Origin of the sequence: Polynucleobacter sp. MWH-Adler-W8, assembly GCF_001889925.1 — a bacterium.
GTDB lineage: Bacteria > Pseudomonadota > Gammaproteobacteria > Burkholderiales > Burkholderiaceae > Polynucleobacter.
On sequence record NZ_LZFI01000002.1, the window covers coordinates 168,718 to 184,553 of the forward strand.

The 15,836-nt window shown below is 44.8% G+C and carries 19 protein-coding genes; 17 read left to right on the forward strand and 2 right to left on the reverse strand.

Annotated features, from left to right (window positions below; all coding sequences use genetic code 11):
* Nucleotide 1: 1 nt before the first annotated feature.
* A complete protein-coding gene (locus AOC28_RS01650) occupies nt 2-1,243 on the reverse strand; it encodes an FAD/NAD(P)-binding oxidoreductase (RefSeq protein ID WP_072582262.1) in 1,242 nt (413 codons plus the stop codon).
* A gap of 145 nt (nt 1,244-1,388) precedes the next feature.
* On the opposite strand from AOC28_RS01650, the gene AOC28_RS01655 reads away from it, so the two are divergent.
* The 17 genes from AOC28_RS01655 to mnmH all read left to right on the forward strand — a co-directional run bounded on the left by AOC28_RS01655 (nt 1,389) and on the right by mnmH (nt 14,630).
* Nucleotides 1,389-2,249 carry an MBL fold metallo-hydrolase gene (locus tag AOC28_RS01655; protein WP_072582263.1) on the forward strand — a complete coding sequence of 287 codons (861 nt, stop codon included), beginning with the start codon at nt 1,389-1,391 and terminating at the stop codon, nt 2,247-2,249.
* A gap of 39 nt (nt 2,250-2,288) precedes the next feature.
* Nucleotides 2,289-3,644: a sulfite dehydrogenase gene (soxC, locus tag AOC28_RS01660; protein ID WP_072582264.1), complete on the forward strand. Its 1,356-nt coding sequence runs from the start codon at nt 2,289-2,291 to the stop codon at nt 3,642-3,644.
* Nucleotides 3,628-4,710: a c-type cytochrome gene (locus AOC28_RS01665; RefSeq protein ID WP_072582265.1), complete on the forward strand. Its 1,083-nt coding sequence runs from the start codon at nt 3,628-3,630 to the stop codon at nt 4,708-4,710. Before soxC ends, AOC28_RS01665 begins: the two co-directional genes overlap by 17 nt.
* A gap of 80 nt (nt 4,711-4,790) precedes the next feature.
* Complete coding sequence (gene soxY / locus AOC28_RS01670; RefSeq protein ID WP_071465596.1) at nt 4,791-5,243, forward strand: thiosulfate oxidation carrier protein SoxY; 453 nt, start codon at nt 4,791-4,793, stop codon at nt 5,241-5,243.
* Nucleotides 5,244-5,287: 44 nt separating this feature from the next.
* Complete coding sequence (gene soxZ / locus AOC28_RS01675) at nt 5,288-5,596, forward strand: thiosulfate oxidation carrier complex protein SoxZ (protein ID WP_071465597.1); 309 nt, start codon at nt 5,288-5,290, stop codon at nt 5,594-5,596.
* A gap of 24 nt (nt 5,597-5,620) precedes the next feature.
* Complete coding sequence (gene soxA, locus AOC28_RS01680; protein ID WP_072582266.1) at nt 5,621-6,433, forward strand: sulfur oxidation c-type cytochrome SoxA; 813 nt, start codon at nt 5,621-5,623, stop codon at nt 6,431-6,433.
* Between the two features lie 4 nt (nt 6,434-6,437).
* Nucleotides 6,438-7,082: a sulfur oxidation c-type cytochrome SoxX gene (gene soxX, locus AOC28_RS01685; RefSeq protein ID WP_071465599.1), complete on the forward strand. Its 645-nt coding sequence runs from the start codon at nt 6,438-6,440 to the stop codon at nt 7,080-7,082.
* Nucleotides 7,083-7,126: 44 nt separating this feature from the next.
* A complete protein-coding gene (gene soxB, locus AOC28_RS01690; RefSeq protein WP_072582267.1) occupies nt 7,127-8,857 on the forward strand; it encodes a thiosulfohydrolase SoxB in 1,731 nt (576 codons plus the stop codon).
* Between the two features lie 23 nt (nt 8,858-8,880).
* Nucleotides 8,881-9,318 carry a DsrE family protein gene (locus tag AOC28_RS01695; protein WP_072582268.1) on the forward strand — a complete coding sequence of 146 codons (438 nt, stop codon included), beginning with the start codon at nt 8,881-8,883 and terminating at the stop codon, nt 9,316-9,318.
* A gap of 48 nt (nt 9,319-9,366) precedes the next feature.
* Nucleotides 9,367-10,290, forward strand: a complete 924-nt coding sequence (locus AOC28_RS01700) for an MBL fold metallo-hydrolase (protein ID WP_071465602.1) — start codon at nt 9,367-9,369, stop codon at nt 10,288-10,290.
* A 59-nt stretch (nt 10,291-10,349) separates the two neighbouring features.
* Nucleotides 10,350-10,667: a hypothetical protein gene (locus AOC28_RS01705; protein ID WP_071465603.1), complete on the forward strand. Its 318-nt coding sequence runs from the start codon at nt 10,350-10,352 to the stop codon at nt 10,665-10,667.
* An 18-nt stretch (nt 10,668-10,685) separates the two neighbouring features.
* Nucleotides 10,686-11,807, forward strand: coding sequence for a YeeE/YedE family protein (locus AOC28_RS01710; protein WP_071465604.1), 1,122 nt, complete (start codon nt 10,686-10,688; stop codon nt 11,805-11,807).
* Between the two features lie 20 nt (nt 11,808-11,827).
* Nucleotides 11,828-12,265, forward strand: coding sequence for a YeeE/YedE thiosulfate transporter family protein (locus AOC28_RS01715; protein ID WP_071465605.1), 438 nt, complete (start codon nt 11,828-11,830; stop codon nt 12,263-12,265).
* Nucleotide 12,266: 1 nt separating this feature from the next.
* The gene (locus tag AOC28_RS01720; protein WP_071465606.1) at nt 12,267-12,713 is read left to right on the forward strand and encodes a YeeE/YedE family protein; all 447 of its coding nucleotides are present in this window, start codon (nt 12,267-12,269) and stop codon (nt 12,711-12,713) included.
* A 49-nt stretch (nt 12,714-12,762) separates the two neighbouring features.
* Entirely contained in the window at nt 12,763-13,107 is a 345-nt protein-coding gene (locus AOC28_RS01725; protein WP_072582269.1) for a TIGR01244 family sulfur transferase, read from the forward strand.
* 20 nt (nt 13,108-13,127) lie between these two features.
* Nucleotides 13,128-13,547, forward strand: a complete 420-nt coding sequence (locus AOC28_RS01730; RefSeq protein ID WP_072582270.1) for a thioesterase family protein — start codon at nt 13,128-13,130, stop codon at nt 13,545-13,547.
* A gap of 9 nt (nt 13,548-13,556) precedes the next feature.
* Entirely contained in the window at nt 13,557-14,630 is a 1,074-nt protein-coding gene (gene mnmH / locus AOC28_RS01735) for a tRNA 2-selenouridine(34) synthase MnmH (RefSeq protein ID WP_072582271.1), read from the forward strand.
* Here mnmH and AOC28_RS01740 read toward each other — a convergent pair whose 3' ends face one another.
* On the reverse strand, nt 14,631-15,809 hold the full coding sequence (locus AOC28_RS01740) for an acyl-CoA dehydrogenase (RefSeq protein WP_072582272.1): 1,179 nt from the start codon (nt 15,807-15,809) through the stop codon (nt 14,631-14,633). It lies immediately after the preceding gene.
* Between the last annotated feature and the right edge of the window lie 27 nt (nt 15,810-15,836).

Genomic DNA, 15,836 nt, shown 5'->3' on the forward strand with positions numbered 1-15,836 from the left:
CTTAGTTTTCAAATGGTCTAGCTAACCATTCTCTACCCTTGAGCATGGCATTCCAATAGAGCCAAGGAAGCACATCTTTTTTCAAGATCCACGCAAGCTTGGTCGCCTTTAAAGGATTGATTAACCATGGGAAGGTAGGCAAAAGTTTGCCTCCGAAGCCGAATTCCGCAAGCACAATTCTTCCTCTCTCAACAGTGAGCGGGCAGGAGCCATAACCGTCATATTTGAGAGGCATTGCTAGTTGATTTTTGTGGGCCAATAAGTTTTCCGCCACTACAACAACTTGTTTTCTAGCGGCGGCAGCTGTTTTTGAATTAGGTGATGAACAGCAGTCACCTAGGCCAAATACATTTGGATAGCGAGTGTGTTGTAGGGTGAATTGATCAACCTCTACCCAACCTGATGAGTCGGCTATTGGGCTTGCCTTGACGCAGTCTTGTGGCCCTTGCGGCGGAACAACGTGAAGCATATCGAATGATTTTTCTACTTGCGTGGAATTGCCATCAGCATCTTTTACCGCAAATGTTGCCTTCTTGTTTGGCCCATCAACTGAGATGAGATTGGAATTGAAATTCAATGTGGCGTTATATTTTTTAACGTACTCCATCAGCGGTGGTACAAAATCTGCTACACCAAATAAAGCTGCACCAGCATTATTGAGTTCAACTTCTATATTTTTGAGATTGCCTTGTTGTTCCCACTCATAGCAAGATAGATACATTGCTTTTTGTGGTGCACCCGGACATTTAATTGGCATTGGTGGTTGAGTAAAGATTGCTTTGCCAGATTTCATGTTCTTGACTAGCTCCCATGTATAGGGAGAGTAGTCATAACTGTAGTTTGATGTCACACCATTTTTCCCAATAGTGTCTATCAAGCCAGGGATGGTATCCCAATTTGTTTTCAATCCAGTTGCTACCGCGAGATATTTGTATTTGATGGACTCGCCACGTGCAACATTTACTTCATTGGCATCTGGATTAAAGCCAGTGATTTTGTCTTTAATCCAGGTGACGCCTTTGGGTATAACGTCTTTAGTATTTCTCTTGCTATCTTTGACATTAAATGCGCCCCCACCGACCAAGGTCCAGGACGGCTGATAGTAGTGAACTTCAGATGGCTCTATGACGCCGATTTTTAGCGCTTGATCACGATTTTTCAAGCTTGCAGCAAGCCCTAATCCTGCCGCTCCGCCTCCAGCGATCAGGACGTCATAGACTGTATTCTGTGGCTGATGACTCATCTTTTCTCTCTTTCTATTCAATGGTTATATAGCTGACTTTTCTATATAACTAAAAGTAATACACATATAAGGGTTAGTAATAAGTGTATTTTTACCAGCATTATTAAATAATTGCACCTAGAAAAATTACTTAGGTGAATGAGAGATGAACCCAGTCGTAAAAGGCTTTTTTGATCCAGATACTTGGACGGTTACTTACGTTGTTTACGAGAAAGCGGGTTCTAAATGCATCATCATCGATTCAGTATTGAGCTATGACCCCAAGTCAGGGCGAACCCATACCAAGATGGCGGATCAGGTCGTTGAGTTTGTAAAACAGAATGATCTAAAAACCGAGTGGATTCTAGAAACTCATGCTCATGCAGATCACGTTACTGCGGCCCCTTATCTAAAAACTAATTTAGGTGGCAAAGTTGCCATTGGGGACCACATTTCATTAGTGCAGGGCGTTTTCAAGAGTATTTTCAACTTAGAAAACGCATTTCCAACAGATGGATCTCAATTTGATCATCTTCTCAAAGATGGCGAGGAGGTTCATTTTGGCAATTTGAGTTTCAAGGCGATCTTTGTGCCCGGCCACACCCCAGCCTGTATGGCATATCAAGTCGGCGATGCAATTTTTGTGGGTGACACAATGTTTATGCCAGACGTCGGAACAGCCCGTTGTGATTTCCCCGGCGGTGATGCCCATGTCCTCTACCAATCGATGAAGAAAATTTTGAGTTTTCCGCCGCAAACTCGTTTATTCATGTGCCACGACTATCCCCCCAATAATCGTCCCGTTCAATTTGAAACTACCGTTGCGGAACAGAAAAAGTCCAACATTCATATGCATGATGGCATTACTGAAGAGCAATTCATTGAAATGCGCACAAAACGTGATGCCACCTTAGAAATGCCCGTTCTGATTCTTCCTGCGATTCAGGTCAATATTCGCGCTGGTGAGTTTCCGCCAAAAGAAGAAAACGGAATTGCATATCTGAAGATCCCGGTGAATGCAGTCTAAGAATTTAAGTAAGAATTCAATTGAAGGAGTGTCGTTGTAATGGCAGATCAAAAACGTAGAGGTCAAATTAAGCAAGCGCCTGAGAACTTTGTTTCTCAAGATCTCATTGCTGACCTTAACCAAAATGGTATGGATGATACCCGGCGTGGCTTTATGCGCTCAGGCTTTATGGCTGCAATTGGTGGGGCAGTTGGTTTGGGTTCATCTCTAAATGTCTTGGCAGCTGGTGAGGGAGACCCTGCCATTTTAGAGAAGCAAGTATGGCAAACAACACTGGGAAAAAATGTTGCTACGATGCCCTATGGAACCCCATCTATTTATGAGGCAAATTTAATTCGCCGTGAATCTCCTGGTCTAACAAGAGTATCAGCGGCATCTGTTGCGTTTACCCCATTGCAGGGCTTATTCGGAATCATTACACCTAATGGACTGCATTTTGAACGACAGCATCAGGGCTGGTACAACGTTGACCCTGAAAAGCATCGCTTAATGGTGAATGGCTTGGTTAAACATAACCGCGTTTTCACGATGAATGATTTAATGCGCTTACCGTCGGTCTCACGCATTCACTTTATTGAATGCGGTGCTAACACAGGTTTGGAGTGGGGCAACGTTGCAGTCCCAACCGTGCAATACACCCACGGCATGCTATCTTGCTGCGAATTTACCGGTGTGCCTTTAGCGGTCCTTTTGGAGGAGTGTGGCGCCGACCTCAAAAAAGGTAAATATCTCTTGGCAGAAGGTGGCGACGGTTCAGGCATGACTCGCACGATTAATTTAGAAGATGTCTTAAATGAAGCGATCGTTGCTTGGGGCATGAATGGTGAGATGTTGCGCCCCGAAAATGGCTTCCCATTACGCTTGGTTGTTCCAGGTGTTCAGGGTGTTAGCTGGGTTAAATGGCTCCGTCGCCTAGAGGTCGGTGACATGCCATACGCAACAAAGGACGAGGCGGTGCACTATAACGATTTGATGCCAGATGGTATGGCGCGTCAGTACACATCGATTCAGGAATGCAAATCAGTTATCACAACTCCATCTGGCGGTCAGCAATTACTCGATAAAGGTTTTTATAACGTCAGCGGATTAGCTTGGTCAGGAAGAGGGAAGATTAAGCGAGTTGATGTCTCATTTGATGGCGGTAACAACTGGAAAACAGCACGGCTTGAAACTCCAATCTTGAGTAAGGCGCTTACTCGCTTCAATATTGATTGGGTCTGGGATGGTTCGCCAGTTATTTTGCAGTCGCGCGCTATCGATGACACGGGTTACGTTCAGCCGCCTATTAAGATGCTCAGAGACGTTCGCGGTACTCGATCCATCTATCACAATAATGCAATCCAATCATGGAAAGTGGACTCAAACGGGGAGGTTAGCAATGTACAAGTTGGCTAAACTCGCAAATGTCACCCTGTTTGTGGCGACATCATTCCTTATGCTTGGTTCGGCTTCAGCCCAAAATTCAAGTGTCCGTTTTCCAGGGATTGGGAGAGATGCAACTCCCGCCGAAGTTTCTGCATGGGACATTGATGTGCGTCCGGACTTTAAGGGGTTGCCCAAGGGGTCTGGTTCGGTAGAAAAGGGTCAGCAACTATGGGAGGCTAAGTGCTCCGTTTGTCATGGTACGTTCGGCGAGTCTAATGAAATTTTTACGCCTATTATTGGTGGCACCACTGCTGACGATATTAAAACGGGACGTGTAGCATCACTCTCAGATAGAAAACAGCCGCAGCGAACGACTATTATGAAGGTCGCTACGGTATCTTCTTTATGGGACTACATCTATCGTGCAATGCCATGGAATGCGCCTCGCTCCCTTACGCCTGATGACACCTTTGCCTTAGTGGCATACCTTTTAAGTTTGGCTGAAGTTGTACCTGATGACTTTGTGCTTAGTGATGCCAATATTGCAGAAGTGCAAAAGCGGATGCCAAATCGCAATGGTATGACTTTGAAGCATGGTTTGTGGAGCTCAAAAGGGAATCCTGACGTTCATGCAACAGCATGTATGACTAACTGCGTGCAGTTTGTGCAGATTGGTTCAGAGTTGCCTGCATACGCTAGGAATGCCCACGGCAATATTGCCGAGCAAAATCGTCAATATGGCCCATTCCGTGGATCTGACTCTACAAAGCCGCCGCTGACTAAGTTACCAGGTGCTTCAGCAGAAGGGTTGGCTCATGCTTCTGAAACGCATGCTGCTGGCAAAGGACCTGCAGCGCTGTTTAAGAGTGAAAACTGTGCAGCTTGTCATGCGATGAGCGGCAAGCTAGTAGGCCCCTCTGTTACGGATATTGCTGCGAAGTATCAGGGGCAGGCTGGGGCATTAGATAGGTTGATGGCAAAGGTAAAGAATGGTGGCTCAGGAGTTTGGGGCTCCATACCAATGCCTGCTCAGTCTCAATTATCTGAAGAAGATCGCAAAGCGCTAGTGACATGGGTGCTTTCCGGAGGCAAATAAGATGTACCCAATAAATGAATTGCATGGTTTATTGGGTGGTAGATAATATATTCACGTTAAGAGCTAATAAAGGAGTTTTTATGAATCAGCAGCGACGCAGTTTATTGAAATACTCGGCCGTTTTTGGCTTAATGGCTTCTGCCGGCCTCATTAGTGTGGCTCAAGCAGAAGAGTGGAATAAGGCAGCATTTGAGGGTAAGAGCTTAGATGATGTCTTCAAGTCATTGGGCACATCTTCGCCAGATAAATCAGCTGCCGTGACTTTAAATGCCCCTGATATCGCTGAAAATGGTGCGGTAGTTCCCGTTGGTATTTCATCAACTCTGAAGGCTGAGCAGATGGCAATTTTGGTTGAAAAAAATCCAAGCACATTGGCTGCTCAATTTTTCTTGCCTGCTGGCACCGAGGCATTTGTCACGACCCGTATCAAGATGGGTCAAACATCGAATGTTTATGCTTTGGTGAAGGCAGATGGTAAATGGTCAATGGCAGTGAAAGAGATCAAAGTGACTCTCGGTGGTTGTGGCGGTTAATTGACCATAGCAAATATCTATTTATAAATTATTAAGGAAGAAAAATGTCAGATCCAATGCGCGTTAGAGCAACCGAAAAAGACGGTATCGTTGATGTCAAAATTTTGATGAAGCACGATATGGAATCGGGTCAACGTAAAGATGCCTCTGGAAAAGTGATTCCAGCATGGTTTATCAATATGCTGAATGTAAAAGCAAATGGCAAGGATGTATTTAATGCTCAGTTTGGCTCGGCCGTTTCTAAAGATCCTTTTTTGAATTTCAAATACAAGGGCGCTAAAGGTGATAAGTTGGTAGTGAACTGGATTGATACCAAGGGCGATAAGCGAACTGATGAAGCAACAGTTTCTTAATTTTTGAAGAACATAGGCATATCCATGGCTCCAATATCAGTAGTTTTAAAGAGATCTCTAGTGCTATCGCTTTTATTGATGGGTGCGCAAAGCATTCATGCTCAGAGTGCAGCCGACGAGATTGCAAAATATCGAGAGATGATTGCAGATGGAAATCCATCAGAGCTCTATGAAATGTCTGGAGAGGAGTTATGGAAAAAACCAGCCGGCCCTAAAAATGCTTCCTTAGAAAAATGCGACTTAGGTCTTGGGCCGGGCATTGTTGATGGGGCTGCAGCTGCTTTACCAAAGTACTTTAAAGATACCAATCGAGTCCAGGATCTGGAGTCTCGTTTGATGACTTGCATGGAGAAGCTTCAGGGAGTTCCGTCCGAAAGCATTATTGATGCCAAGTTTGGTGTTGGCCCTAAGAAGGATATGGACGCTATTGTTGCTTATGTAGTGACGCACTCTAAAGGCAAAAAAATTAACGTAAGCACGACTCATCCAAAAGAAAAACAGATGTATGAAATGGGTAAGCGTGCCTTCTTCTACGAAGGTGGCCCATTTGATTTTTCATGCGCCTCTTGTCATGGGTCATCTGGTAAACGTATCCGTTTGCAAGACTTACCAAACCTAACAACTCATGATGGCGCGGTTGCAGGGTGGGGTTATTGGCCTGCGTATCGAGTTTCGAGTGGCCAATTCTGGACGATGCAGCAAAGACTGAATGATTGCTTTAGGCAGCAGCGTTTTCCTTATCCAATTTATGGCTCAGATGTGACGATTGCTTTATCAATGTATATGGCTAAGAATGCCAATGGTGGAATTATTCAAACCCCTGGACTAAAGCGCTAAGACTATGAAGACATCTACGATGACATTAATTAAGTTTTATCACCTTCTGTTTCTTGGTTGTGGCGCTATTGCTATGGTGGCCAATGTTTCAGCTCAGCAGAGACCTGATTCGCAGTTCCAAAAAATGATGAATAGCAGCTTCCGTACTGAAGGCATTGCTAATATTGATCGTATTGATCAGGATCCTACCCAGAAATTTTGCTCTGATCCTCAATTTGCATCCAGTAAGGCGGGAGCAGCTAGGGCGCTAGAAATTCAGAAGCAAAACATGGCTTCTATCAAGCCACCTTCGGATGGTAAATACATTGGTGATTGGAAAAGTGGCGAGGCGATTGCGCAAAGTGGGCGTGGTGCTACTTGGACGGATACGGCTTCAACACCTATCGGTGGTGGCTGCTACAACTGTCACGAGATAGATAAAAAAGAAATTTCATATGGAAATATTGGGCCAAGCTTATGGAATTACGGTAAGACGCGGGGTAATTCTCAGGAATTGATCGTCTACACCTGGAACCGTATTAACAACTCTAAGGCATATAACGCCTGCAGCAATATGCCTCGATTTGCTCACTTTAAGCTCTTAAATGAAAAGCAAATTCAAGATTTAATGGCATTGTTGCTAGACCCAGCTTCGCCAGTTAATCAATAAATGAAAGACAGGCCGACAGGTCTGTTTTCTGAAGGGGAATCTTTATGTCTTTAAGTCGTCGTGATTTCTTGCAGGCGCTTGCTTTTGCTTCGGCTGGTGGCATGGCTTTGCAATCCAATTTTGCAGGTGCACAGGTCTCAGCACAAAGGTTTTACGATCTTCCTAAGTTTGGCAATGTTCACTTGTTGCACTTTACTGACTGTCATGCCCAGTTGTTGCCAATTTATTTTCGTGAGCCAAATGTAAATCTAGGGATCGGTACTCAGGAGGGCAAGACCCCTCATTTAGTTGGCGAATATTTCCTCAAGGGAAATGGTGTAGCGCCGGGTACCCGCGATGCTCATGCTTTTACCTATTTAGATTTTGTAGCAGCAGCTCAGAACTACGGCAAGATGGGCGGCTTTGCTCACATGGCAACGCTAATAAAACAATTAAAGTCAGGGCGTCCAGGCGCACAACTGCTTGATGGGGGAGACACTTGGCAGGGTTCTGGTACCGCACTATGGACCAATGGTCAAGATATGGTTGATGCAGCATTGGCTTTAGGTGTTGATGTCATGACGCCTCACTGGGAGATGACTCTTGGTGAAAAGCGTGTTATGGAAATTGTCAATGGTGACTTTAAGGGCAAGGTTTCCTTTATTGCTCAAAATATTAAGACCTCTGACTTCGGGGATATGGTTTTCAACCCCTATGTCATGAAGAATATGAATGGCGTACAAGTTGCAATCATTGGTCAAGCTTTCCCATATACACCGATTGCCAATCCTCGTTATTTCACCCCGGATTGGACCTTTGGAATTCAGGAGGAAAATCTTCAAAAGACCATTGATGAAGTGAAGACTAAGGGTGCCAAAGTGGTGGTACTTCTATCACATAATGGTATGGATGTGGATTTGAAGATGGCATCACGTGTCAGTGGTTTGCATGCTATTTTGGGCGGACATACCCATGACGGCGTTCCAGTTCCGGTGCAAGTGAAGAACCGCGGTGGCATGACCTTGGTGACTAATGCTGGGTCAAACGGTAAGTTTTTGGGTGTTTTAGACTTCGATGTAAAAGGCGGAAAGCCAGTGGACTTCCGTTATAAGCTCTTGCCAATTTTCTCGAATATGATTCCCGCTGATCCAACGATGTCAAAGTTGATCGCTAAGGTACGCGCTCCATACGAGGCAAAGTTAAATGAAAAATTAGCCACAACTGATGGCTTGCTTTATCGCCGAGGCAATTTCAACGGTAGCTTTGATCAATTGATCTTAGATGGGCTAATGTCTCAAAAGAATGCTGAGATTGCCTTTTCGCCAGGTTTCCGCTGGGGGACAAGTTTGCTGCCAGGTCAAGCCATTACTCGCGAAAATTTACTTGATCAGACGGCAATTACCTATCCGTACACCACTGTGACGAGTATGACGGGTGAGACTATCAAAACCATATTAGAAGACGTAGCAGACAATTTATTTAATCCCGATCCTTATTATCAGCAGGGTGGTGACATGGTCCGTGTAGGTGGCATGCAATACACGATTGATCCTGCTCAGAGTGCTGGTAATCGCATTTCTGATATGCGCTTAAATGGTAAATCGATTGAAGCCAGCAAGAGTTACAAGGTGGCGGGATGGGCGCCCGTTAGTGAGGAAGCCAGGAATGCCGGTGGTGAACCTATATGGGATGTGATTGAACGTCATCTCAAGGATGTGAAGGTTGTAAAGGCCGTTAAGCTCAATGAGCCCGTGATAAAAGGCGTTTCTAATAACCCTGGCATGGCGCCAATCTAAATCTTTAATAGAAAGTGATTGAGATGAAAACAGTCTTTAGCTTAATATTTGTAACTTTGCTTGCCTTCGGTTTTAGTTCGGGTGTTCTCGCGCAAAAATCAGGAACAACAAAAGTTGTTTATCACATCGATGATGCTGAAACTCAAGGTCTCAAAGGATTGCGTAATATCCGCAATCACTTAGATACCTCACCCGATACAACGATCATCGTTGTCACTCATGCCAATGGGGTTGATATGCTGATGGAAGGTGCTAGAGACAAAAAAAATAATGTTGAGTATGCGCCATTAATTGGAGCATTAAAGTCTCGTGGCGTAAAGTTTGAAGTATGTGAGATTACCCTGAAGAACCGCAACCTCAAGAAAGATCAATTCATTCTGGATGCGGACTTTACGCCATCAGGCGTGGTTCGGGTGGCCGATCTTCAATATAAAGATGGCTTTGCCTATATCAAGCCATAGTGATTGATTGAAGTGATTTGTTTTGTGAGAAATCTTCTGGGGATCCTTATGGGGTCCCTTGTCTTGTTAGGTATCAGCTATTCTCAGGCAGCTTCATTGCCTGACAATGTTCTTATAAAGCCAGTTCAAGTAGCACCACATACTTATTTTGTTCAAGGTCGTCCAGAAATGGGGAGTAGCGCCAATCAAAACTTCATTTCGAATGCAGGTTTTGTCGTTACTTCTGACGGTGTAGTTCTGGTTGATGCGTTGGGCTCGCCAATTCTTGCGCAAAAGCTAATTGCTGAAATTAAGAAAATTACAAATCAAAAGATTGTTGCGGTAATTGTGAGTCACTATCACGCAGACCATGTATATGGACTGCAGGAGTTTAAGAAGATTGGCGCTAAGATTTACGCACAAGGTGAGGGCAGAAATTATCTATCATCAGAAACTGCTAAGCAGCGATTGATAGCCTCCCGCGTGGATTTTGCTCCTTGGATTAATGGACAAACCAAGTTGATTCCTGCAGACGTTTGGATTGACCAAAAAAGTAAACTCAACATAGGAGGTGTGGAGTTTTTCATTAATCGCGTAGGCCCTGCTCATGCCCCAGAGGATTTAATGGTGTATGTGCCCTCTGAAAAGGTATTGTTTGCGGGTGATTTAGTTTTTAGGGGGCGCATCCCCTTTGTAGGTAACGCTGACAGTAAGGGGTGGTTGCTTGCCTTGGATGAAATTGAGAAACTCAATCCAAGCGTTGTGATTCCTGGTCATGGAGCATATTCGGCAAAACCAGCTGAAGATATAACCTTTACTAGAGCCTATCTCAAATATTTACGCGAATCCATGTCAGCTGCGGCGCTCAATATGGACCCCTTTGAGGATGCGTATCAGCATACAGACTGGTCCGAATACGAAGGTATGCCGTTGTTTAGGGCGGCTAATCGTATGAATGCCTACAACGTCTACCTATCGATTCAGGCTGAATAGGATCGAAATGGTAACTTGGCTCTAAAATGGCTGTTTATGTCTTAAAGTACTGATTTGCAATGAAATTCGCTGCATTGATTCGTAAACCTCTTGCCTTGGCCATTTTTGGCTTAAGCGCAAATGTCTTTGCGTCTCCAAGCCTCGAGAATGGCAAAGACATTGACCAGACTAAGTGTTATTCCTGCCATGCAAAGAAATCAGGGTTTGGTAATGGTGACATGATTTATACCCGTGGCGATAGCAAGGTGAGGTCAATGGCTAATTTGAAGAAAATGGTCGGCCTTTGCAACACTGAGCTACGTTTAGATCTTTTCCCGGATGATGAGGTCGATGTTGTTGCCTATCTTAATCATCAGTTTTATAAATTCAAACCCTAAATATTAGATATAGGCCCCATGGAAGTCGTTGATATTCACTCGTTAGGTAAGTCCGTCCTTTGGGCCACTTTTGCTATTACTTTTACTCTTGGCGCAGTAATGCAGAAAACTGGATTTTGTAGCATGGGCGCTATATCTGATGTATTCATTGTTTCTAGTTGGAATCGATTAAGGCAGTGGTTTTTGGCAATTGGTGTGGCTATTTTAGGGTTTACATTCTTGTCTCACTTTGGGTTGATTGATTCCCTTAAGACCATCTATACCAGCAATAAGTTTCTTTGGCTCTCCACTTTGGTTGGTAGCATCATGTTTGGTTTTGGAATGGTGCTGGCATCAGGCTGTGGCAGTAAGACCTTGGTTCGTATTGGTGGTGGAAATTTAAAGTCTGTCATTGTCTTTATGGTCTTGGGTTTAACAGCTTATATGACCTTGCGCGGATTTTTAGGGGTTATTCGCATCAACACTCTAGATACAGTTTTCATTACATTTGCTACATCACAAGACTTACCAAGTTTGCTGGCTGCTCCTCTTGGGGTTGAAAGGGCAAATCTGCATTTAATCCTTGGCCTGATTATTGGTTGTACGTTCATCGCTTATGCTGTATCCAGTAAAACTTTTAGAACTGCAGAAAATCTTTTCGCTGGTATTGCCGTTGGCTTAGCGATTACAGCTGTTTGGTGGGTATCTGGCAGCCTTGGGCATTTGGCAGAGGATCCCAATACCCTTGAAGAAGTATTTCTCTTAACAAATTCTGGCAAGATGGAGAGTCTTTCCTTTGTTGCGCCATATGCTTACTCATTAGATTGGTTAATGATGTATAGCGACACCTCTAAGGTTCTGACGATTGGTATTGTTGCGTTAGTGGGAATGATTTTGGGATCAGCAACAGTCGCTCTCCTTACCAAAACTTTTCGTTGGGAGTCATTTCGTAATACCGAAGATACGGCTAACCACTTGTTGGGTGCTGCGCTCATGGGTTTTGGTGGAGTTACTGCCTTGGGTTGCACTGTAGGGCAGGGGCTCAGTGGCATATCCACCCTTGCTCTTGGCTCCATATTGGCTTTGCCTGGTTTTATATTGGGTGGATACCTTGGTGTTCGCTACCTTCAACTGCGCTTAGTACCAAATCCTTGCGCTTAATCACCAACTCGGATTCTTAAATGCATATTGATTGGCTTTCCTTTACACCTATTCCATCATTGCTTGGTGGAATGATTTTGGGCATCGCTGCCGCACTCTATGTATTACTTCATGGCCGAATTTTAGGAATTAGTGGCATTGTCTCAGGACTACTACATTCCAAAGCAGGGGATATCGCTTGGCGACTAAGCTTGGTTCTAGGTTTATTGTCGGCCCCAGTATTGGCTGCTCTTTTTTTTGGAATTCGTCCAATAGTAGATATTGAATCGGATTGGTACGCAATCCTATTGGCGGGTTTATTGGTTGGATTTGGGGCCCAATATGGCTCCGGCTGTACTAGTGGTCATGGTATTTGCGGTCTATCTAGACTCTCACCTAGATCATTGGTTGCTACAGCAACATTTATGAGCGCGGGCTTCTTGACTGTCTTTGCAATACGACACATCCTTGGAGCTTAAGATGAGAAAACATATCGGCCTTTTAAGTCAATTTGCAATCGGGGCACTCTTTGGTTGGGGTCTCATCATTTCCGGCATGAGCAATCCCCAGAAGGTCCTGGGATTTTTAGATCTTGCTGGGCTATGGGATCCCTCGCTCATTTTTGTTATGGCTGGCGCAATTTTGGTTGGACTGGCAGGTTTTTATGTCGTCAGCAAACGAAGCGAAGCATTTTTTGGTGGTGCATTACATATTCCAACTAGAAGAGATATTTCAAAGCCTTTAATTATTGGTAGCTTTATTTTTGGTATTGGTTGGGGTATTGCAGGCATTTGCCCTGGTCCAGCCCTTGTTGCTTTAGGTGCTGGCTATTTAAAAGCCTTTGTTTTTGTTGTGGCAATGTTAGTCGGCATGAGAATTTGTGAGAAGTTCTTCACCGCCCATAAACAAAAGCCAGAACAGCCTTAATTTAAACTCTTATTAATTTTTAAAAAACCTATTTAAAGAAGAGGGTGCAATGAGTCTTCCTATTACTTGTCATAACGATCAATTCGGCACTCTTGGCCAGATTGATCCCAGTCATTTAGCTGAAATTGCTCAGCAAGGCTATAAAAGCGTTATTAATAATCGTCCCGATGGTGAGGGCGGCCCTGATCAACCAAGCAGTGCCAGCATTCAAGCTGAGGCAGAGAAGTTAGGTTTGAACTATGCCTATTTACCAGTTGTGCCTAGCGCTATGACAGTTGAGCAGGTACGAGAAATGGCGCTCTTATTAAAAACGATGCCTGGTCCAGTGCTGGCATTTTGTCGCTCTGGTGCGCGCTCAAGCAATCTGTATCAACTTGCATTGCAAGTGAAATAAAGCAGCAGCACTCAATCGTAATGCGCATCACCATTCCTGAAGAACGTAAGCTAGTTCATGAAATGATCATGCCAATTCGTTGGGGTGATATGGATGCATATGGTCACGTCAATAACACCGTGTACTTTCGGTATATGGAGCAAGCGCGTGTTGAATGGATTACCTCTATTGGTTATGACGTAGCTCCCGGTCGTGAATCCATGTTGATGATGAATGGCTTCTGCAATTTCTATAAACAGCTCTCTTATCCTGGAGAGTTGATTCTGAAAACCTCGATTGGTGTTATTGGTAGGACCAGTATGGATGTCTACACCAGCATGGCTTTGGCGGCTACGCCTGATGAAGAGGTGGCAATTGGTGGTGCAACTATGGTGTGGGTAGATCTGACTACCAATAAATCCGCACCTTGGCCCGAGCATATTTTGCAGAAGATTGTCTAACCCTGCGGTATGCAACCTAGCAATCCACACATTCTTAAGCTAGATCAATTTCTGTCAGAGTTAGATCGCTTTGATCTCATTATTGATGTGAGGTCTCCTGCTGAGTTCGCTCTAGACCATATACCGGGTGCAGTGAATTTCCCCGTTCTCGATAATGAAGAGCGCGCGAAGATCGGCACACTATACAAACAAGTTTCACCATTTGCTGCAAAGAAATTAGGCGCTGCTTTGGTTTCTCGTAACATTGCGAACCATCTTGAAAATAATCTACTCGAGCTGCCACGTGAATGGCGACCTCTCATTTATTGCTGGCGTGGTGGCGAGCGAAGCGGGGCGTTTACACACATCCTCAACCGCATTGGCTGGAAAGCCATGCAACTAGAAGGCGGTTACCAAGGATTCAGGCGCACTGTGATTGATGGTCTTGAGGAGGCTGCTCAGCAGTTCTCCTTCCAGGTAGTTTGCGGCATGACCGGCAGTGGCAAAACCAGGATTCTTCAAGAGGCTCAAAAGCTAGGCGCCCAAGTCTTGGATTTAGAGGCTTTAGCCATTCACCGTGGTTCTGTGTTGGGTAATGAGCCTAACATCGAGCAACCCTCGCAAAAAGGATTTGAGACTGAGTTATGGAATGCCCTGCGCTCTTTGGATCCCTCTAAGCCTGTGCTAGTGGAGTCAGAAAGTAAGAAGGTAGGCGGTGTTCATATCCCCGATGCCTTGATGGAAAAGATTCGCAATGGTGCTTGTATTGAATTGAGGTCAAGCACTCAAACGCGAGTGTCATGGCTTATGCGTGAATATCATCACTTTTTGAGCGATACCGATAACTTTAAAAGCAAGCTTGCTTTGCTAACAGCGCATTATGGAAAAGTCCAAATTGCTAAATGGAATGATGACATTGATGCAGGTCGGTTTCCAGAACTGGTGGAAGAGTTATTGGTCAAGCACTATGACCCATCCTATCAGTCTTCGATTGTGCGTAATTTTCCTCAATACAAGATTGAGCACTTTGTCCTGCTTGAGGATGATAGTGACAACGCCTTCGCCAAGGCGGCAAAGGCTATCGTCGATAAGCTAAAAGCGTAATCAGCTAAAAGCCTGTATTCCTGTTTGTGCACGACCCAAAATCAGGGCGTGAATATCGTGAGTGCCCTCGTAGGTGTTTACAACCTCTAAGTTCATCATGTGACGAACGACACCATACTCGTCAGAGATGCCGTTGCCGCCGTGCATATCACGCGCCATTCGTGCGATGTCCAAAGATTTTCCACAAGAATTACGTTTCATGATGGAGGTAATTTCAGGAGCAGCAATGCCTTCATCTTTCATTCGACCTAAGCGCAGGCATCCTTGCAATGCCATGGTGATCTCAGTTTGCATATCAGCTAACTTCTTTTGAATGAGTTGATTGGCGGCTAATGGCTTACCAAACTGTTTACGATCTAAGGTGTAGTGACGTGCTGCATGCCAGCACCACTCGGCAGCACCTAATGTGCCCCATGAAATTCCGTAGCGAGCAGAGTTTAAACAAGTGAACGGACCCTTTAAGCCGGAGACTTCAGGAAATTCGTTTTCGGCGGGGATGAATACTTCATCCATCACGATTTCACCGGTGATGGAGGCGCGCAGACCCATCTTGCCACTGATTTTTGGGGCGCTTAAGCCTTTCATGCCCTTTTCAAGGATGTAGCCACGAATGACTCCTTCATCATTTTTGGCCCACACTACAAATACGTCGGCAATTGGAGAATTTGAGATCCACATCTTTGAACCCGTCAAAGAAAAGCCGCCGGGAACTGTCTTAGCGCGAGTAATCATGCCGCCAGCATCAGAGCCATAGTTTGGCTCAGTCAAGCCAAAGCATCCGATCCACTCGCCACTGGCCAATTTAGGCAGGTACTTCTGTTTTTGCGCCTCTGTGCCAAATTCGTTAATTGGAACCATGACCAATGAGGATTGCACGCTCATCATGGAGCGATAACCGGAATCTACGCGCTCGATTTCACGGGCAACCAATCCATAGGAAACATAATTTAAATTTGAGCCACCATATTGCTCGGGGATGGTGATGCCTAAAAGGCCAAGCTCACCCATTTCGCGAAAGATGGCTGGGTCGGTAGTTTCATTACGATAGGCATCTTGAATGCGCGGCATTAAACGGCCTTGGGCATATTCTGCAGCTGCATCACGAATCATGCGCTCGTCTTCGGTTAACTGTGTATCGAGGAGAAGTGGGTCTTCCCAATTGAAGCTGGCTTTACTCATGGTTTTTGCTCATCCTGTCATAAATTT